Below are 17,284 nucleotides of genomic sequence, written 5' to 3'. Positions count from 1 at the left end.
CAATTGTCGGGCTTTTGCGTCAGAACTCAGGATTTATGGGTATCGCTGGCCACTGTGGGAGCGGGCTTGTGGTGAGGGGATTTATCCCCGTTGGGCTGCGAAGCGGCCCCAAAACCAGCAATCATGTTGGATCAGGTACACCGCAAGCAACGTTTTACGACTGCTGCGCAGCCGAACGGGGCGGTGCGACGTTTCGCTAAATCCCCTCACCACAAGCCCGCTCCCACAGTAGGTCTTTGTTGCGGTTTAGATCGCGATCAATACCGCTGATATTTCGAACCGAACTCCGCACGGTTTTCCGCCACCACCACACCCCCTTGCACAGCGTTGCTCGGGCTGATCAGTGCGACACGTTCGCGCAGTTCTTGTAAACGATCCGCACCGCCTTCAGCGACGCGATTTTCGATCAGGCGATCGGAGCCACCTTCAGCCACACGATTCTGTTGCAGCCGATCCGAACCACCTTCCACCAACAGTTGCTGAATCTGGCTGTGGGACGCGGCGCTCACGGTGTTGGCCGAGGCCAGGTTCGACAGGCCGAGGCCGCCTGCCAGTGCCAGACCGAGTACCAGGGACGAGGCTTTCGAGAACTTGAACATGGGTGATTCTCCGTGCGTTTAGTTTGAGTGGGTCGGTAGCTGCTGCTATCCGGTGAACACAGTTAAACGCTCGGCTGTATCGGTGATGTGTGCTTGAACGCCTCGAAATCGATGTCTTCGTATCCGCCATGCATCCTTATACAGACGGATACAAAAGCCCTATGAAAAATCCCCTATTGGGCAAAACTTCACGACTCGGCGCCGAGCAATTCCACCGGATAAGAGAACACGTACCCTTCGCTGCGCACGGTTTTGATGTAGGTCGATTCCCGCGAATCATCCATGAGGCGCTGACGCAGGCGGCTCACCAGCAAATCGATGGAACGGTCGAACAGGTCGGCATCGCGACCCTGTGTCAGATTCAGCAACTGGTCACGGCTGAGCACCCGTTGCGGATGATCGAGGAACACGCGCAACAGTCGATATTCGGCGCCGCTGAGGGCGACCATGGTGCCGTCTTCGTCCAGCAGGTGCCGGGCGGTGGTGTCCAGGCGCCAGCGACCGAAACCCAGCAATCGACCGCTCTCGGTAATCAGCAGGTTGGGCGGCAGCATCCGGGTGCGGCGCAGCACGGCGTTGATCCGCGCCAGCAGTTCGCGGGCGGCGAAGGGTTTGGTCAGGTAGTCGTCGGCGCCCATTTCCAGGCCGAGGATGCGGTCGGTTTCGTCGTTGCGTGCGGTGAGCATCAGGATCGGCGTGGCCTTGTGCTTACCCGAGCGCAATTCCCGGCACAGCAACAGGCCGTCATCGCCGGGCATCATGATGTCCAGCACGATCAGGTCCACGGTGTTGGCTTCGAGAAAACTGCGCATCTGCCGGCCATCGGCAACCACCGTGGTGCGCAGGCCGTTCTTTTTCAGGTAATTGCCGACCAGCTCGCGGATCTCGCGATCGTCGTCGACGATCAGGATGTGGTTCACATGTTCCATCCTTAAACCCCTCTTCTGATTGGCGCGTCAGTCTTCTCGGCTGTGGGTGTATCAAAGTGTATCGGGCGCCCTGTGCGACATCTTATGCCTTAAAAGCCCGGTTTTTACGACACATGGCAGATACCTCGGATTGATTGAATGGGTTCCATCGAGACAAGACGACTTGCCTCGCACCGACTACCCATTGAAACCTTGAGGCAATCGCCATGAAGTGGAACAAACTCTTCGCTGCCAGCTTTTTTGCCATTCTGAACGTCGCTGCGTTTTCGGCCCACGCCGACGTGAAGACCGAGGCGCAGACACACGCCACTGGCACCCATCTGGACATCAAGAAGGTTATTTCAACTGTAGAAGACGGCGGCGGTCAGTGCGGGATCGTCAATGCGCGGATGACGTACCTGGATTCCAGCGGCATGCAGAAAGTGCTGGATTACAGCAAGTTTGCAGAGTGCGGCAACCAGGGCGGTTGATAACCTGGACGGTGTCGGACACCGATACCTGTGGGAGCGGGCTTGCTCGCGAATGCGGCTTGTCAGTCGACATTTATGCTACTGACACACCGCTTTCGCGAGCAAGCCCGCTCCCACAGGGTGATGGTGTCGAGCACAAAGTCTGCGTTCGACACTGGTCAAAGGTGGGAGCGCTTTACTTACGCAACCACTTGGTAACACGGCACATACGCCGCGCCACCCGGCAGTTTCATCCGGTGCTGGGCCACGAAGGCCTTGAGCAGTTCATCCAGCGGTTGCATCACCGCCGCATCGCCACGGATCTGATACGGCCCGTGCTTTTCGATCAGGCGGATGCCCTTGTCCTTGACGTTGCCGGCGACGATGCCGGAGAACGCGCGGCGCAGGTTGGCGGCCAGTTCGTGAGCCGGCAGGTTGCGGCTCAGTTTCAGGTTGGCCATGTTTTCGTGAGTCGGATCGAACGGGCGCTGGAAGCCTTCGTCGATCTTCAGCAGCCAGTTGAAATGGAACGCGTCGTTGCGCTCGCGGCGGAACTGTTTCACCGCTTTCAGGCCCTGGGTCATCTGCCGTGCGACTTCTGTCGGGTCGTCGATGATGATCTCGTAGTGTTGTTTCGCCGCTTCGCCCAGGGTGGCGCCGACGAACGCGTCCAGTTGCTCCAGATACGGCGCGGCGTGCTTCGGCCCGGTGAGAATGACGGGGAAGGGCAGGCCCTTGTTGTCCGGGTGCATCAGGATGCCGAGCAGGTACAGGAACTCTTCGGCCGTGCCCGCGCCGCCCGGGAAGATGATAATGCCGTGGCCCACGCGCACGAACGCTTCCAGACGTTTTTCGATGTCCGGCAGGATCACCAGCTCGTTGACGATCGGGTTCGGCGCTTCGGCGGCGATGATGCCGGGTTCGGTCAAACCGAGGTAGCGACCGCCGTGGATGCGCTGCTTGGCGTGGGCGATGGTCGCGCCTTTCATCGGGCCTTTCATCACGCCAGGGCCGCAACCGGTGCAGATGTCGAGGCTGCGCAGGCCCAGTTCGTGGCCGACTTTCTTGGTGTATTTGTATTCTTCGGTGTTGATCGAGTGGCCACCCCAGCACACCACGATCTTCGGCTCGACGCCGGGGCGCAGGGTGCGGGCGTTGCGCAGCAGGTGGAACACGTAGTCGCTGATGCCTTGGGAAGTGCTCAGGTCGATGCGCTGGCTGTCGAGTTCGTTTTCGGTGTAGACGATGTCGCGCAGGGCGCTGAACAGCATTTCCCGGGTGCTGGCGATCATTTCACCGTCGACGAACGCGTCGGCCGGGGCGTTCAGCAGTTCCAGGCGCACGCCGCGGTCCTGCTGGTGGATACGGATCTCGAAGTCTTTGTAGGCTTCGAGGATGGTCTTGGCGTTATCGACGTGGGCGCCGGTGTTGAGGATGGCCAGGGCGCACTGGCGGAATATGTCGTAGGTGCTGCCGGATCCGGCTTCGCTCAGTTGCTGTACTTCACGTTGAGAGAGGGTTTCCAGGCTGCCTTTCGGGCTGACCGAAGCGTTGATTACTTGTCTTTGGGACATTCAATGATCCTTAAAACGATGTCACCCGCCGAGGACGCATGACATCCGAATAGTATGTATGCATAACAGAAGATGGCACGAACTGCGCAGTATCGCCATGTTCTCCTTCGACGATGACAAGATGAAAAGGAGCCCCAGCATAGCTAAATCCCCCGCAGAGGCGATAATGACTCGCAGTTTTTTGCCCATGCCCCCGAGGAAACCCGTCGCGATGTTTGAAATCCAGCCGCAGAACCCCGAGCTTTATCGAAGCCAGACGCGCCGCAGCACGATCATCATCGCCCTGGTTTTCCTGGTCCTGGCGATGGTGCTGTCGACCGCGGCGGTGGCGATGTTCGGCGAGCCGGGGGGCGACAATCTACGCTTCAACGTGGGTGGCGTGTTTGTCGCGGTGCTGCTGATGGCGGCGCTGATGCGCGGCAAGTTCTGGAATCAGGAATGGATGGCGCCCGCCGTGTACGGCTGGCAGCTCAAGCGCAGCCTGATGAGCGTCACCAACGTCATGCACCAGGTGACGGCGGCGGTGGAGAGGGGTAACCCGGACGCCATGAAGCTGCTGCGCTTCTATCATCTGGGGTTGAAGCAGATGCACGAACTGGACGGCAACTCCAGTGATCACAGCCAGTTGATTCGCGAGATGGACCTGCACAAGGCCCGGATGGAAGCGCTGGGTATCGAGACTGAACAGACGCAATTGAACCCGGCGTGGCTTGAGTTCATGAAACAGACGCCACCGTAACCGATGCGATGTTGGGGCACAGTGGTAATAAAAAAGGCGAACTGGATCAGTCGCCATTCATCGAGATTCTGGAAGCAACATGGGAAATCCGTCTGTAAAAGACCGAATCGAACAATCCCGCCACGGCGTGCAATTGGTTGCCGAACACGGCGGGGTCAAGCTCAAGGTCCGCTCTGCGGTGGTTCTGCTCGTCGCCGTGTGCCTGTCACTGATCGCTATCGTCATCTGGGAAGCCTGGAGTTCGCGGCAGTACCATCTGCATGACAAGGAAGTGGCGATGTCCAACCTTGCGCAGACCCTGGCCTCGCAAGCGCAGGCGACGATCAAGCAAGCTGACACGCTGCTGTTTACGCTGGTGGAACGTCTTGAAACCGAAGGCCTGAGCCCGGCCCGGTTGCCTCATCTGGAGCGCTTGCTCAGCGCCCAGCGCAGTGAGCTGAGACAGTTGCACGGCATGTTCGTCTATGACGAAACGGGGCGCTGGATGGCCAATTCCAACGGCGCAGTCCTGCCCGAAGCGAACAACGCCGACCGTGAATATTTCATTTTCCATCGCGATCATCCCGACCGTGGGCCGCACATCGGTCCGTCGATCAGAAGCCGTTCCAGCGGCGAATGGATCATGACGGTGTCGCGCAGAATCAATCACGCCGATGGAAGTTTTGCCGGTGTGGCGCTGGCGACGATCTATCTCAACCATTTTCTGTCCCTGTACGACAGCATCGACATGGGCCGCAACGGCGTGATCAACCTGATCGCCGACAACGCCACCATCGTCGTTCGCCGGCCATTCAACGAAGCGGAAATCGGCACAAGCCTCGCCAACGGCCCGTTGTTCAAGCAGTTGTTGCCCACGGGCAACTCAGGGACGGCAACGGTCCAGTCTGTTGTGGATGGCGTTGTGCGGGTGGTAGGGTTTCGCCGGGTCGAGGGTTATCCGCTGATCGTTTTCGCCGCGCTCGACAAGGATGAGGTCCTGGCCGGCTGGCGTGAGGAATCCTTGCTCAGTGCGGGCATCGTCGCGTTGCTACTGGGCTTTCTCAGCGTGCTGGGTTATCGCCTCATCAATCTGATGAAGCAGCAGAACCGCATCCAGGAACAGTTGCTGGATGCCCAGGAAAAACTGATCGAGGTCAATCGCAGCCTGGAATTGCTGGCCCTGGAGGACGCGCTGACGGGGCTGTCCAACCGGCGTCAGTTCGATTTGTTCATCCACTCGGAAATGGGCCGAGCCAGACGCAGCCTGACCGGCCTCGCATTGCTGATGATTGATGTCGATCACTTCAAGCTGTTCAACGACCACTTCGGTCACTTGGCCGGTGATGAGTGTTTGCGCAAAGTCAGTGCGATCATCACGGAAAATATCCAGCGTCCCGGGGATCTGGCGGCGCGCTACGGCGGCGAAGAGTTTGCGGTGGTGCTGCCTGGGACCGACTATGTCGGGGCGTTTTTGGTGGCGGAAAAAATCCGTCGTGCGGTGCTGCACGCCGGTATTCACCACAGTGTAGGCGCGGAAGGCATGGTGACGGTCAGCCTGGGCGTCGCCGCTTACGATCCGGCCTCGCAAGCCCAGGCCGACGACCTGATTGGCTCAGCGGACAAGGCGCTCTATGTCGCCAAGGCCAGCGGCAGGAACATGAGCGTCATTGCCAACTGAGCGCGCCGGCTCAGACAAACCGGTCGCTGCCCTGATGCCAGTCAGTTAAGGGATTTTGTAGGAGCGAGCTCGCTCGCGATGGACTCAAGAGCGCCGCGTTTAGCCAGTAAGGACGCGTTCTCGTTAAAGACTATCGCGAGCAAGCTCGCTCCTACAGGCTTCGGTGAATTTTAGGGTGTACTCCTTCGGCGTAACTTGCGCAGCCTGTACAACCGAAGATAGACCAGCACGTTGAGCGCCAGCACCACGCTGCCGAGTCCCAGTTGAATAGCGGGTGTCAGGCCCGCAGGGTAAATGACCGGCCACACGTAGTGTTCAATGAAACCACCGCCATAGCCGGTTTGCCCGGCCGCATGGCGCATCAGGTTTTCCCAGTCCGTCAGCGGGCAGAACAAATGGAAAAACTCCACACACACGCCCCACGCGGCGGCCGGCAGGTGCAACCAGATCAGGTGATGCCATTTGAGCACCAGCAGTCCGCCGAACAGCACGAACAGAATGAACAACAGGTGAAACAGCACCAGCCCGTCGGCGGCGATTCGGTAAAGCATGTCGACTCCCTGACACGTTATGCGATCGCTCCATGGTACTCGGGCACGGGCATTAATCACGAAAATCAGCGAGCTCGACGCGCATCCTGCCGTTGTGCCTGGCGTTGAGAAGTTCGCAGCAGTGCGCAAGATTGTTCAAGCCATCGGCGGCAACTGCTGGCACAGTTTGACGTCTTTCCCTGTTTGTAGAGCGTTATGTCCAATTCACTCCTGCCGCGCAGCGCCTTTCTTCGCGGTGCCGCGGCAATCCTGCCGTTATCCCTGGCGACCGCGCCGTGGGGATTGCTGGCCGGTTCCATGGCCATCGAAGCCAACCTCACGCCGCTGCAAGGCCAGGGGTTGTCGAGCATCGTGTTTGCCGGTGCGGCACAACTGGTGGCTATCGGCATGCTCAAGGGCGGTGCCGGGATCTTTTCGATTCTGCTGACCACCTTGCTGCTGACCTCCCAGCATTTGCTCTATGGCATGAGCATGCGCTCGGTGATTTCGCCGCTGCCGGGGCGCTGGCGTGCAGGGTTGGGCTTTTTGCTCACCGACGAGTTGTTTGCCCTGACCAGCCAGCATGACAAACAACAGTTCAATCGCTGGTATGCCCTGGGCGTCGGCTTGACGTTTTACATCGCCTGGAACCTCTTCACCCTCGCCGGCATTGTGCTCGGCAGCAGCATTCCGGGGCTGGAACATCTGGGACTGGATTTCTCCATTGCAGCGACCTTCATTGCCCTGATCACCCCGGTGGTACGCAACGTACCAACCGTGGTCTGTGTGGCGGTGTCGCTGTTCTGTTCAGTGTTGTTCAGCTATTGGCAATGGGGCTCGGCGCTGGTGCTGTCGGGGCTGGCGGGCATGACGGCGGGCTTTGTCTGCAATAAATTCTACGGTGGACGCACATGATGGTCTGGGCAGTGATTATCGGTATGGGGATTCTGGTGTTCCTCAACCGCTACGTGTTTCTCGAACCGCGCCTGCCGGTGCGCCTGAGCAGCAATGCCCGGCAATTTCTCGGTTTTGCAGTGCCGGGCATGCTGACGGCGATTTGCGGGCCGATTGTGTTCATGCCGGACAAGCAGCTGAACCTGCAGTGGGACAACCCGTATCTGATCAGTTCGCTGGTAGCGGTGGGGCTGGTGCTGTACACCCGCAACACCTTGCTCAGCATGCTGTTGAGCATGGGGTTTTTCTTTTTGCTGCGCTGGTGGCTTTGAACCGGGTGCCCGAAACTGTTCTACGCTTAAAGTTGATGACTGATCCCTTAGGAAGAGAGGTGAGCATGGCAACTGAACAAAAGCGTCCGGATCCGGATGATGAAGACATGGATGAACCGACGGAAGAAGAGATCAAGCGGCAGAAGCGTTCGACACCGGATTGGAAGCACCCTGATGACGGGAAGGAACTGTCGGATCTTGATAAAAAGTTTTGACGGATCTGCGCATTTAACATTGCTGCGCTATCGAGCGGCTGGCGTTGGGGTACATATCCGTTGCTGCGGTAACGGCTGCTTATGGTTCCGCTCTTACAGCGGGTTACTTGGAAAAGCGCCAAGTAACCAAGCGCTTTTGCCCCTTTTGTTCGGTGCCTCGCTAGTGCTCGGCATGCCCTCGCTCCGGTCCTGCTCCGTGGGCCCGCCGCGATCGGCCATCCATGGCCGTGCGCGGCTAACCCGGCATCCATGCCGGGTTGCCCACTGCGCAGAACCTGCGCTCGGCCTCTCGAGGGGGCAAGAAAATCAAAAGCCAAAGCGAGGCGGCCTGATAGCCGACCTGACGTCTAGTCCGGCCAGGTCATCGGCGGTGAACGGCGAACACTAATCCCATGCCCTACAAACATCCCCTGTGGGAGCGGGCTTGCTCGCGAAAGCGGTGTGCCATCCACCATTGATTTGACTGACAGAATGCCTTCGCGAGCAAGCCCGCTCCCACAGGAAATCATTGCAAATTCAGAGTGTGCGAACGGCCAAATCAGCGAAGCGCGCCCGCTTGACGCCCCGGTCGGCCCACAGGCCGCCTCGCTTTTGCTTTTGCAGGGCATGCCGAGCCTTAGCGAGGCACCGAACGAAAGGGCAAGAGCCCTTGGTTACTTGGGGCTGTTCCAAGTGACTCGCCGTAAGGGCGAAACCGCCAGCCGCCGTTACCACAGAAACGGATATGTACCCCAACCACCACCAACCACCGTGACCGCCGAACCAAATACACACACTCAAGAAACAGGGTCGAACATCAAGCCGTCATCCATTTTCTTAAGTAAATCGTTTCAAGCGTCGTCCAACTGCAACACATCGGGGCCCGATAGCCCAAGGTCTTGTCGATCCATGCATTCAGTTCGTTGACCATCACCGGCGGTTTGCCCGGACGATAAAACAGTCCAGTCGAGCCCGTGTATGCAGGTGTTAAATACGATTGAGTTTGCATCGGTATTGATAAATTCATACCCGTTCATCGATAAGCGCTTCACCCTGGTTTCTGACGTTACCGACGGCTTTGTCGACCTTGTACCACTCGAAAACCTCGCTGCCTTCACCTTGCAACAAGGCCATCTGCTCGGCACGTTCTCGCGGGGTGGCTGGATCGAGCCATTCGCGCGCCAGTTCCGGTGATAACACCACCGGGCGTCGGTCATGAACGTCGAGCATGCCGCCGGCGCTGTCGGCGGTGATGATTACAAAACCGTCGTCGTCTCGTGGCTCCTCGCTACCTGTAGGAAATCGGCCAATCGCGGCACAGAAAATCGGCGCCCGGTCCTGCCGGCGGATGAGCCAGGGCTGTCTGGTCGAATCCCCTGCGTCGACCCATTCGAACCAGTTATCAATCGGCACAATCGCGCGGTGCGGCCAGATGGCACGGAAGAACGGGCCGTGGGCGACTTTTTCGACGCGCGCATTGATTGGCGCCGCGCGATCCTTTGCCCAGTGCGGCCGCCAGCCCCAACGCACCTTGTCGGCCACAAGCCCAACGTTTTCCAGGTGAAACAACGCCAGTTGATTCGTCGGCGCGGCGTTGTAGCGGGCCAAGGGCTCATCACCGACGTGGTTGATCAGCGCGTCGGGAATGCTCAGTACCGCGACAAAATCGTGGATACCCCGGTATTGCGACAGTCGCCCGCACATGACCGAATCCTCCGGTTGGAGGTTTCAGCATAGTCGGGCCTCAGATCACGTGCGCCCGCTGCAACTCGGTCAGCGACAACGCCTTCAATTGCGCCAGCAGCGGATCGCGCCGGTCACGGGGATGCGCCAATTGCACGGCCAGTTCCTGGCGAATGCGGCTGGGGCGATTGTCCATGACCAGCACCCGGTCGCTAAGGTACAGCGCTTCATCGACGTCGTGGGTGACCAGCAGCAGGGCGATGGCGTGACGCTCGGCCAGTTGCAGCAGCAGGTCTTGCAATTTCATCCGGGTGAAGGCGTCCACGGCGCTGAAGGGTTCGTCGAGCAACAGCACATCGGGTCGCGAGTAAAGGCCGCGGGCAATGGCGACCCGCTGCGCCATGCCGCCGGAAAGTGCCTTGGGCAAGGCGTGTGCGAACCCGGTCAGGCCGACTTCGTCGATCAGTTGCGTCACCCAGGCCATGTCGTAATGGCTGTCAGCGCTGAAGCCGATGTTCTGCTCGACCGTCAGCCACGGCATCAGTCGCGGTTCCTGGAACACGAACGCGACTTCACCCGCGCTGCTGTTGAGTTCACCCTGAAAGTCTTTTTCCAGTCCGGCGACGATCCGCAACAATGTGCTTTTTCCGCAACCGCTGGGGCCCAGCAGGCTGACGGTTTCCCGGGGCTGCAATAGCAGGTGAATATTTTGCAGCACGGTGGTGGTGGCGAAGGTTTTACGCTCGACCCGAATGTCCAGCAGGTAGTCGGTCATGGCTCAATCCTCCACACGTTGGCCGTTGAAAGCGTCGCGCCAGGCCAGGAAGCGTCTCTCCAGGCCTGCGAGAATGCCGTCACTGAGTTTGCCCAGCAGCGCCAGCACGATGATTGCCGCGAGTACGATGTCCGGGCGTGAAGTTTCACGGCCGTCGCTGAGCAGATAGCCCAAACCTTTGGTCGCGGCGATCAGCTCGGCGGCCACCAGAAACATCCAGGCCAGGCTCATGCCGCTGCGCAGTCCGGTGAACAGGCCGGGCAGGGCGGCCGGCAGCAGAATCCGGCGGACCAGACGCATCCGGCTGAAGCCATACATCTGCCCGACTTCCACCAGTTTGCGGTCGATGTCGCGAATGGCCGCGACGCCGTTGAGGTACACCGGAAAGAACGCGCCGATGGCAATCAGGACGATTTTCGAGGTTTCGTCGATGCCCAGCCACAGTAGCAACAGCGGCACCCAGGCCAGGCTCGGAATCGAGCGCAGGCCGGCGAACGTCGGCTCCAGCCAGGCTTCGGCTTCGCGGCTCAAACCGACCCAGGCAGCAAAGACCAGCGCGAGGCTGGCGCCGATGGCGAAACCCAGCAGCACCCGCAACAGGCTGGCGCTGATGTGTTTCCACAGCGCGCCTTCGGCGAGGTCTCTGAGGGTCAGGGCGATTTCGCTGGGCGCGGGCATTTGGTAGGACGGTAGCCAGCCGATGCGTACGATAAATTCCAGCACCAGGATAATCAGCACTGGCAAGGCAAGCCCCTTGAGACGCAGACGCCAGGCGTTGTTCAAGGAGAACGTGGCGCGATGCGGCGTTGGCAATTCGAGGGGCAGGGGTTTGCTTTTGCTGGTCATGGGGTTCTCCGGTCACGACGAATCCGCGACAGGCGCGGTTTACAGCACAAAATCAAAAAGATCGCAGCCTGCGGCAGCTCCTACAAGGAAACGCATATTCCATGTAGGAGCTGCCGCAGGCTGCGATCTTTTGCTTTTACTGATGAACCACGGTTTCCCTGAAGCCGGTGTCGATCAGTTGATCGATGACTTGATCGACATTCACCCCACGACGAACCAGCTCTTCAGACACCAAAATCGGCGCGGCCGCTTTGGAGGCGATCACGTCCTTGGCGGTCAGTTGCGGACTGCTCAGGTCGGTGCGCGACAGTTGCAGCTGGGCCACTTCCAGCGGCAGTCCTGACTCGGTGGCGAGCAATTTCGCCAGTTCCTCAGGATTTTTCACCGCCCAATCACGGGCTTTTTCGTACGCCTTCAGGACGGTTTCGATGGTCTGCGGATGCTCTTTCGCATAGGTGTCGGTGACGCTGACCACGCCATAGCTGTTGAAGTGGGTGTTGCGATACAGCAGGCGCGAACCAGCTTGCACCTGGCTCGCGGCCATGTGCGGATCGAGGCCGGCCCAGGCGTCAACGTCACCTTTTTCCAGCGCGGTGCGACCGTCCGGATGCTGCAAGTGCACCAGTTCCACATCGTCCTTGCTGAGACCGGCCTGTTGCAGGCTGCGCAGCGTGAACAGGTACGGGTCGGTGCCTTTGGTGGCGGCAATCTTCTTGCCTTTCAGGTCGGCGACGGTCTTGTAGGGCGAGTCCTTGCGTACGACCAGCGCGGTCCATTCGGCGCGGCTGTAGACGTAAACCGATTTGATCGGGCTGCCATTGGCGCGGCTGAGCACCGCGGCGAGGCTGGCGGAGGAAGCGAAGTCGACGCCGCCGCTGTTGAGGTATTCCAGCGACCGGTTGCTGCCCTGACTCAATACCCAGCTGACCTTAGTCTGCGGCAGGGCTTTTTCGAGGAAGCCGAAGTGTTTAAGCACCAGGCTGACCGGCGAGTAATAGGCGTAATCCAGATGCACTTCGGCCGGCGGCGTTTCAGCAGCCTGCGCGATGGGTTGCAGGCTCAAGGCCAGGGCGCAGGCGCTGAGCAGATACCTGATTTGGGGAAAATGGAAGGTGGACTTCATGGGGTCAGCTCCGGCAAGGCATTGAGTTTCTTATTTCTAAAATTGGTTTTTTATTAATTCGACCTGCATAAAAGGAATATTGCAGGCTCTGTGCCATGTTGCGGACATCCCGCTTTTTCAAGGCGTTGGCGCGGGACGGGACGTCGAGAGGTGTTGCAGGGAAAACAGTCTGTCGGGTCACTGTTGCCGAGCAAACAGTGTTAGCTGACGGTCATGAGCTTATGCATAAATAGAATTTAAAAAGGCCTTTGTAAGAGCGCTATGGTCTATGGCGTTCACTCTCAAGGAGCCCCCGATGAACCTGTCCCGATTTGTGCGCAGTCTGCTGACCAGCGCGCTGTTTGCCGCGCCAATGGCCTACGCCGCCGAACCCGTCGTCCTGCACGTCGGTGATCAGAACTACTACAACGTGCGCGCCTCGGTGGAGGCGTCGGGTGTGCTGGAAGGGGCGTCGTATACCGTCGACTGGAAGCACTTCCAGGCCGCCGCGCCGCTGGCCGAAGCATTGAACACCGGCGCGCTGGACCTGGGTTTTCTCGGTGATTCGGGTTTCCTGTTTCTGGCGGCCAAACAGGCGCCGGTGAAGCTGATCGGCGTCTCGCGGCAGAACCCGGACACCATCGCCTTACTGGTGCCGAAGGATTCGCCAGTCAAAACCATCGCCGACCTCAAGGGCAAGAAAGTCGCCTACTGGCCCGGCGCCTGGAGCCAGCAGTTGACCCTGCGCGCCTTGCAACAAGCCGATCTGCCGGAGGACTACGTCGACTTCATCAAACTGATGCCGATTGATGCCGCCGCCGCGCTGCCCCAGGGCAGCATTGATGCCTTTCCGGTGTGGGAACCCTATATTTCCCAGCAGATCCTGTTCTCCGGCGCCCGGCCGATTCTTACCGCCAGGAACCTGATGCCGGGCCTCAGCGCCATCGCCGCGTCGACACCGTCCATCGACAGCAAACGCGAGGCCATCGCCGACTTCCTGGTGCGTCTGAAAAAGGCTCGGGCCTGGGTCGACAACCACACCGACGAGTACGCCGATCTGTGGGCGAAGAAGGCCAATCTCGACCCGAACGTTTCGCGCCACTGGTTGCGTCAGGCGCACATGACCGTCGGCCCGGTAGACGCGCAAGCGGCCAAGGATTTGCAGGGCACGGCGGACTTCCTGTTCAAGGTCAAGGCGCTGCCCTCGGCACTGGCGACCGCGCCGATCATCGACAGCTCGTTCCAGCAGGCATTGACCCAGTAATCGACGAGGCATGGCGGCACCGGAACCAAACACTGTGTACCCTGATCCAACCCGCGCCCGCACACGTGTGCGGGCTCAACGGTCTGGCTCAGGGCACAACATGAAACAGCTGTTCAAGATTCTCTGCGCACTTGCCATTGCCGTCGGGCTGGTGGGTTGCATCGCGGCTCCCGTCGAAATGACGGCGCAGACCGAACAGCGGCTGCGCGCGCAACCGCCGATCCGTTTTCTGCTGACCTTCGATGATGGTCCCAGCGCGTCGAGTTTCTGGAATCCGACGATGACGATTCTCGACAGCCTGGCCACGAACCCGGTGCAGCCGAACCTCAAAGCGGTGTTCTTCGTACAGACCGGGGCGCCACGGGCGGGCGACAGCGACATCGGCCGCGAGGTCATGCGCCGCGAACATGCCGACGGGCAGATACTGGGTTTCCACACGGCCACTCACGGGCACACCAATCACCGTTCTCTAAGCCCGGAAGAACTGGAACAGTCGCTGACCAAAGGCAGTGCCGACATCGCCGCGATCACCGGCGCGCCGCCGACCCTGGTGCGTCCGCCATTCTGGAACTTCGACAAACGCGTCTTCGCGGCCTATCAAAAGCACGGCATGCACCTGTTGCTGACCGACTTGAGTGCCAACGACGGCAAGATCTGGGGCTTCAACGCCAGCCCCCGGCGGCGGGCCAACATGCTGCGGCAGCTCTCGGAAGTGCGCGAGCGCATCGCGTTGGGCGAACTGCCCACCGTGGACGGCGTGATTCCGGTGGTGGTGACCTTCCACGACCTCAATCGCTACACCGCCCGGCATGCCCGCGAGTACCTGCAAATCCTGCTTGATAGCGCACAGGCGACCGGCTTGAAAACGGCGCAGAAGCCGTTTTATGACGATCAGGCGGCGCTGCAACGGGCGGCCATGGCGCGCACTGTTCGTGACAGTTCACAGCCGGTGAAATTGCCGGGGATCTGGAACTGGATTTGGGGAGCGGACGCTAACTGATACGTTCGCCCGCCAGGATTCAGTTTAGACAATCGTAAATAACACGACTGTAGGAGCGAGGCTTGCCCGCGAAGGCGCCCGTGAGATCGCCTTCGCCGGCAAGCCGTGCTCCTACAGGTTTTGCGTAAACCCTCCATCCCAAACACCCCTGCGATCTGTAGAAGCGAGCGGTGCGGCGATCCGACTTGCCCGCGATGGCGTCCGTGAAATCGCCATCGCCGGCAAGTCGTGCACCTACATAGGTGTCAGTTGCTGCGGCAATAACTCATCAATCATCCGCAAACAATGATTCAACCCCGGCGAGACATCGCCCACGCGCCGGCTGAGGATGATCGGCGAGGTCGCGTTGTCTTCCAGCAGCGGCGTGAAACCGATGTCGTCGCGGTGCAGCAATTGCACCGAGGCCGGCACCAGGGTAACGCCGATTCCCGCGCCTACCAGGCCAATGGCGGTTTGCAGTTCGTTGGTCCATTGCGCTACGTGGATGCTCACGCCATAGGATTCAAATAAGGCAATCACGTGGTCGGCGTAGCTGGGGCGCGGGTTGCCGGGGTACAGCACGAAGGGTTCCTTCGCCAGGTCGCGAAGGCTGATCGGCCCGGCCAGCAACGGGTGGCCGGCGGGCAGGGCGGCGACCAGCCGGTCCTCGGTCAAGACCGTCTGGATAATGGCCGGGTCGTCGATGCGGATCCGCCCGAAACCGATATCGATGCGTCCGGCCTTGAGCGCCTGCACTTGTTGCAGCGTGGTCATTTCCGAGAGCCCGAGTTCAAGCTCCAGCGGTTCGCCACTGCGCAAACGACGGATCAATTCCGGCAGTACGCCATAGAGCGTCGACGGCGCAAAACCAATCCCCAGCCAGGTTTTTTCACCCAGACCAATGCGTCGCGTGTTGTCGCAGACCTTGCTCAGTTGGTCGAGCAGGGCGGTGGAGTGCTCATGGAAAAACCGCCCGGCGTCGGTCAGCTTCAGCGGCCTCCCGCGTTCCAGCAACAACACCCCGAGTTCATCTTCCAGCTGCTGAATCTGCCGGCTCAGCGGCGGCTGGGCGATGTGCAGCAATTCGGCCGCGCGGGTGAAATTGAGGGTTTGAGCCAACACCTGAAAATACCGCAGGTGACGCAGTTCCATGGGGCCTCCGCAAACAATTCAGCTGCATACCTTTAAGGTATCAAGTCAGACCAATTCTATATTGGCTTCCCGAAAAAAGCCGTACCAGAATCGGTTCCAGAACTTTAAGAACCTGACGGGTATCGCCATGCTTGCAACTGCCATTGAATCGATCGAGACGATCATCGTCGATCTGCCGACCATCCGCCCGCACAAGCTGGCGATGCACACCATGCAGAACCAGACCCTGGTGATCACTCGCGTGCGTTGCGCCGATGGCATTGAAGGCATTGGCGAATCCACCACCATCGGTGGCCTGGCTTACGGCAACGAAAGCCCGGACAGCATCAAGACCAACATCGACCGACACTTTGCGCCGCTGTTGCTCGGCCAAGACAGCGCCAACGTCAACGCCGCGATGTTGCGCCTGGAACGCAGCATCCGTGGCAACACCTTCGCCAAGTCAGGTATCGAAACCGCGTTGCTCGACGCCCAGGGCAAACGCCTCGGCTTGCCCATCAGCGAACTGCTGGGCGGGCGGGTTCGCGATGCACTGCCGGTGGCCTGGACCCTGGCCAGTGGCGACACCGACAAGGACATCGCCGAAGCGGAAAAAATGCTCGACCTGCGTCGCCATCGCATCTTCAAACTGAAAATCGGTGCCGGCGAAGTCAACCGCGACCTGGCCCACGTCATCGCGATCAAGAAAGCCCTGGGCGATCGCGCCAGCGTGCGGGTCGATGTCAATCAGGCCTGGGACGAAGCCGTCGCATTGCGTGCCTGCCGGATCCTCGGCACCAACGGCATCGACCTGATCGAACAGCCTATCTCTCGCCATAACCGCGCCGGCATGGCGCGCCTGAACGCGATGAGCCCGGCGCCGATCATGGCCGACGAATCCATCGAGTGTGTGGAAGACGCGTTCAATCTGGCCCGTGAAGGCGCCGCTTCGGTGTTTGCCCTGAAGATCGCCAAGAACGGCGGCCCGCGAGCCGTGCTGCGAACCGCCGCGATTGCCGAAGCGGCCGGCATCGGCCTGTACGGCGGCACCATGCTCGAAGGCGGCATCGGCACCCTGGCGTCGGCGCATGCGTTTGTCACGCTGAACAAACTGGCGTGGGACACCGAACTGTTCGGCCCGCTGCTGTTGACCGAAGACATCCTCAGTGAGCCGCTGGTCTATCGCGATTTCGAGCTGCACGTGCCGAAAACCCCGGGCCTGGGATTGATCCTCGATGAAGAGCGCCTGGCGTTCTTCCGTCGCGACAAAACCTCTACTGCCATTCATCTAGCCTGAGGAGAGCATTATGTTGTTCCACGTAAAAATGACCGTGAACCTGCCGGTCGACATGAATCCTGAAGCAGCCGCCCAATTGAAGGCTGACGAAAAAGCCCTCGCTCAGCGCCTGCAAGAACAAGGCAAGTGGCGTCACCTGTGGCGCATCGCCGGGCTGTATGCCAATTACAGCGTGTTCGATGTCGACAGCGTTCAAGATCTGCACGACCTGCTGATGCAATTGCCGCTGTACCCGTACATGGCGATCGAAGTCACCGCGATGTGCCGGCATCCTTCTTCCATCCGCGAGGATGACCGCTGAACCAAGCCT

General features: G+C 59.9%; 19 protein-coding genes. 10 read left to right on the top strand and 9 right to left on the bottom strand.

The features are described from left to right. Positions 1 to 257: 257 nt before the first annotated feature. Positions 258 to 599: a hypothetical protein gene (locus tag ACA073_RS15430; protein ID WP_497397446.1), complete on the bottom strand. Its 342-nt coding sequence runs from the start codon at positions 597 to 599 to the stop codon at positions 258 to 260. 188 nt (positions 600 to 787) lie between these two features. Next, positions 788 to 1,528, bottom strand: a complete 741-nt coding sequence (locus ACA073_RS15425) for a response regulator (RefSeq protein WP_461950071.1) — start codon at positions 1,526 to 1,528, stop codon at positions 788 to 790. 206 nt (positions 1,529 to 1,734) lie between these two features. Between ACA073_RS15425 and ACA073_RS15420 the strand changes: the two genes are divergently transcribed. Further along, positions 1,735 to 1,998 carry a DUF2790 domain-containing protein gene (locus tag ACA073_RS15420; protein WP_497397444.1) on the top strand — a complete coding sequence of 88 codons (264 nt, stop codon included), beginning with the start codon at positions 1,735 to 1,737 and terminating at the stop codon, positions 1,996 to 1,998. Between the two features lie 179 nt (positions 1,999 to 2,177). Here the strand turns inward: ACA073_RS15420 and ppnN are convergent, their stop codons facing one another. Next, positions 2,178 to 3,551, bottom strand: a complete 1,374-nt coding sequence (gene ppnN, locus ACA073_RS15415; RefSeq protein ID WP_497397442.1) for a nucleotide 5'-monophosphate nucleosidase PpnN — start codon at positions 3,549 to 3,551, stop codon at positions 2,178 to 2,180. Between the two features lie 211 nt (positions 3,552 to 3,762). Here ppnN and ACA073_RS15410 point away from each other — a divergent pair, with 211 nt between their 5' ends. After that, on the top strand, positions 3,763 to 4,290 hold the full coding sequence (locus ACA073_RS15410; protein ID WP_497397440.1) for a DUF3087 domain-containing protein: 528 nt from the start codon (positions 3,763 to 3,765) through the stop codon (positions 4,288 to 4,290). A gap of 79 nt (positions 4,291 to 4,369) precedes the next feature. Beyond that, positions 4,370 to 5,947, top strand: a complete 1,578-nt coding sequence (locus tag ACA073_RS15405) for a sensor domain-containing diguanylate cyclase (RefSeq protein ID WP_497397438.1) — start codon at positions 4,370 to 4,372, stop codon at positions 5,945 to 5,947. Positions 5,948 to 6,117: 170 nt separating this feature from the next. Here ACA073_RS15405 and ACA073_RS15400 read toward each other — a convergent pair whose 3' ends face one another. Then, positions 6,118 to 6,498, bottom strand: coding sequence for a DUF2784 domain-containing protein (locus ACA073_RS15400; RefSeq protein ID WP_497397436.1), 381 nt, complete (start codon positions 6,496 to 6,498; stop codon positions 6,118 to 6,120). Positions 6,499 to 6,693: 195 nt separating this feature from the next. On the opposite strand from ACA073_RS15400, the gene ACA073_RS15395 reads away from it, so the two are divergent. The 3 genes from ACA073_RS15395 (at position 6,694) to ACA073_RS15385 (ending at position 7,918) form a co-directional block, all read left to right on the top strand. After that, the gene (locus tag ACA073_RS15395) at positions 6,694 to 7,392 is read left to right on the top strand and encodes an AzlC family ABC transporter permease (RefSeq protein ID WP_497397434.1); all 699 of its coding nucleotides are present in this window, start codon (positions 6,694 to 6,696) and stop codon (positions 7,390 to 7,392) included. Further along, positions 7,392 to 7,703: an AzlD domain-containing protein gene (locus tag ACA073_RS15390; protein WP_392893923.1), complete on the top strand. Its 312-nt coding sequence runs from the start codon at positions 7,392 to 7,394 to the stop codon at positions 7,701 to 7,703. The genes ACA073_RS15395 and ACA073_RS15390 overlap by 1 nt, the downstream gene beginning before the upstream one ends. Before the next feature lie 65 nt (positions 7,704 to 7,768). Continuing rightward, positions 7,769 to 7,918: a hypothetical protein gene (locus ACA073_RS15385; protein ID WP_497397432.1), complete on the top strand. Its 150-nt coding sequence runs from the start codon at positions 7,769 to 7,771 to the stop codon at positions 7,916 to 7,918. Positions 7,919 to 8,920: 1,002 nt separating this feature from the next. Here the strand turns inward: ACA073_RS15385 and ACA073_RS15380 are convergent. The 4 genes from ACA073_RS15380 to ACA073_RS15365 all read right to left on the bottom strand — a co-directional run bounded on the left by ACA073_RS15380 (position 8,921) and on the right by ACA073_RS15365 (position 12,324). Next, positions 8,921 to 9,601 carry an SOS response-associated peptidase gene (locus ACA073_RS15380; RefSeq protein ID WP_497397430.1) on the bottom strand — a complete coding sequence of 227 codons (681 nt, stop codon included), beginning with the start codon at positions 9,599 to 9,601 and terminating at the stop codon, positions 8,921 to 8,923. Positions 9,602 to 9,641: 40 nt separating this feature from the next. Continuing rightward, the gene (locus ACA073_RS15375; RefSeq protein ID WP_497397428.1) at positions 9,642 to 10,355 is read right to left on the bottom strand and encodes an ABC transporter ATP-binding protein; all 714 of its coding nucleotides are present in this window, start codon (positions 10,353 to 10,355) and stop codon (positions 9,642 to 9,644) included. Between the two features lie 3 nt (positions 10,356 to 10,358). Then, the gene (locus ACA073_RS15370; protein WP_497397426.1) at positions 10,359 to 11,201 is read right to left on the bottom strand and encodes an ABC transporter permease; all 843 of its coding nucleotides are present in this window, start codon (positions 11,199 to 11,201) and stop codon (positions 10,359 to 10,361) included. A 136-nt stretch (positions 11,202 to 11,337) separates the two neighbouring features. Then, entirely contained in the window at positions 11,338 to 12,324 is a 987-nt protein-coding gene (locus ACA073_RS15365) for an aliphatic sulfonate ABC transporter substrate-binding protein (RefSeq protein ID WP_497397424.1), read from the bottom strand. 295 nt (positions 12,325 to 12,619) lie between these two features. Here ACA073_RS15365 and ACA073_RS15360 point away from each other — a divergent pair, with 295 nt between their 5' ends. Both ACA073_RS15360 and ACA073_RS15355 read left to right on the top strand, forming a co-directional pair. After that, entirely contained in the window at positions 12,620 to 13,567 is a 948-nt protein-coding gene (locus ACA073_RS15360; RefSeq protein ID WP_497397422.1) for an ABC transporter substrate-binding protein, read from the top strand. A gap of 100 nt (positions 13,568 to 13,667) precedes the next feature. Then, positions 13,668 to 14,567, top strand: a complete 900-nt coding sequence (locus tag ACA073_RS15355; RefSeq protein WP_497397420.1) for a polysaccharide deacetylase family protein — start codon at positions 13,668 to 13,670, stop codon at positions 14,565 to 14,567. 234 nt (positions 14,568 to 14,801) lie between these two features. Here the strand turns inward: ACA073_RS15355 and ACA073_RS15350 are convergent, their stop codons facing one another. After that, a complete protein-coding gene (locus tag ACA073_RS15350; RefSeq protein WP_497397418.1) occupies positions 14,802 to 15,698 on the bottom strand; it encodes a LysR family transcriptional regulator in 897 nt (298 codons plus the stop codon). Positions 15,699 to 15,825: 127 nt separating this feature from the next. On the opposite strand from ACA073_RS15350, the gene ACA073_RS15345 reads away from it, so the two are divergent. Both ACA073_RS15345 and catC read left to right on the top strand, forming a co-directional pair. Continuing rightward, entirely contained in the window at positions 15,826 to 16,974 is a 1,149-nt protein-coding gene (locus ACA073_RS15345; RefSeq protein WP_497397416.1) for a muconate cycloisomerase family protein, read from the top strand. Between the two features lie 10 nt (positions 16,975 to 16,984). After that, the gene (gene catC, locus ACA073_RS15340; RefSeq protein ID WP_497397414.1) at positions 16,985 to 17,275 is read left to right on the top strand and encodes a muconolactone Delta-isomerase; all 291 of its coding nucleotides are present in this window, start codon (positions 16,985 to 16,987) and stop codon (positions 17,273 to 17,275) included. Positions 17,276 to 17,284: the final 9 nt, after the last annotated feature.

Source organism: Pseudomonas sp. LBUM1670 (genome assembly GCF_059695695.1).
This window is presented reverse-complemented; position numbering and strand designations above follow the sequence as displayed.

Coding starts and splice junctions, on each gene's coding strand:
- ACA073_RS15430 (WP_497397446.1), bottom strand. CDS start 599: ATGTTCAAGTTCTCGAAAGCCTCGTCCCTGGTACTCGGTCTGGCACTG.
- ACA073_RS15425 (WP_461950071.1), bottom strand. CDS start 1,528: ATGGAACATGTGAACCACATCCTGATCGTCGACGACGATCGCGAGATC.
- ACA073_RS15420 (WP_497397444.1), top strand. CDS start 1,735: ATGAAGTGGAACAAACTCTTCGCTGCCAGCTTTTTTGCCATTCTGAAC.
- ppnN (WP_497397442.1), bottom strand. CDS start 3,551: ATGTCCCAAAGACAAGTAATCAACGCTTCGGTCAGCCCGAAAGGCAGC.
- ACA073_RS15410 (WP_497397440.1), top strand. CDS start 3,763: ATGTTTGAAATCCAGCCGCAGAACCCCGAGCTTTATCGAAGCCAGACG.
- ACA073_RS15405 (WP_497397438.1), top strand. CDS start 4,370: ATGGGAAATCCGTCTGTAAAAGACCGAATCGAACAATCCCGCCACGGC.
- ACA073_RS15400 (WP_497397436.1), bottom strand. CDS start 6,498: ATGCTTTACCGAATCGCCGCCGACGGGCTGGTGCTGTTTCACCTGTTG.
- ACA073_RS15395 (WP_497397434.1), top strand. CDS start 6,694: ATGTCCAATTCACTCCTGCCGCGCAGCGCCTTTCTTCGCGGTGCCGCG.
- ACA073_RS15390 (WP_392893923.1), top strand. CDS start 7,392: ATGGTCTGGGCAGTGATTATCGGTATGGGGATTCTGGTGTTCCTCAAC.
- ACA073_RS15385 (WP_497397432.1), top strand. CDS start 7,769: ATGGCAACTGAACAAAAGCGTCCGGATCCGGATGATGAAGACATGGAT.
- ACA073_RS15380 (WP_497397430.1), bottom strand. CDS start 9,601: ATGTGCGGGCGACTGTCGCAATACCGGGGTATCCACGATTTTGTCGCG.
- ACA073_RS15375 (WP_497397428.1), bottom strand. CDS start 10,355: ATGACCGACTACCTGCTGGACATTCGGGTCGAGCGTAAAACCTTCGCC.
- ACA073_RS15370 (WP_497397426.1), bottom strand. CDS start 11,201: ATGACCAGCAAAAGCAAACCCCTGCCCCTCGAATTGCCAACGCCGCAT.
- ACA073_RS15365 (WP_497397424.1), bottom strand. CDS start 12,324: ATGAAGTCCACCTTCCATTTTCCCCAAATCAGGTATCTGCTCAGCGCC.
- ACA073_RS15360 (WP_497397422.1), top strand. CDS start 12,620: ATGAACCTGTCCCGATTTGTGCGCAGTCTGCTGACCAGCGCGCTGTTT.
- ACA073_RS15355 (WP_497397420.1), top strand. CDS start 13,668: ATGAAACAGCTGTTCAAGATTCTCTGCGCACTTGCCATTGCCGTCGGG.
- ACA073_RS15350 (WP_497397418.1), bottom strand. CDS start 15,698: ATGGAACTGCGTCACCTGCGGTATTTTCAGGTGTTGGCTCAAACCCTC.
- ACA073_RS15345 (WP_497397416.1), top strand. CDS start 15,826: ATGCTTGCAACTGCCATTGAATCGATCGAGACGATCATCGTCGATCTG.
- catC (WP_497397414.1), top strand. CDS start 16,985: ATGTTGTTCCACGTAAAAATGACCGTGAACCTGCCGGTCGACATGAAT.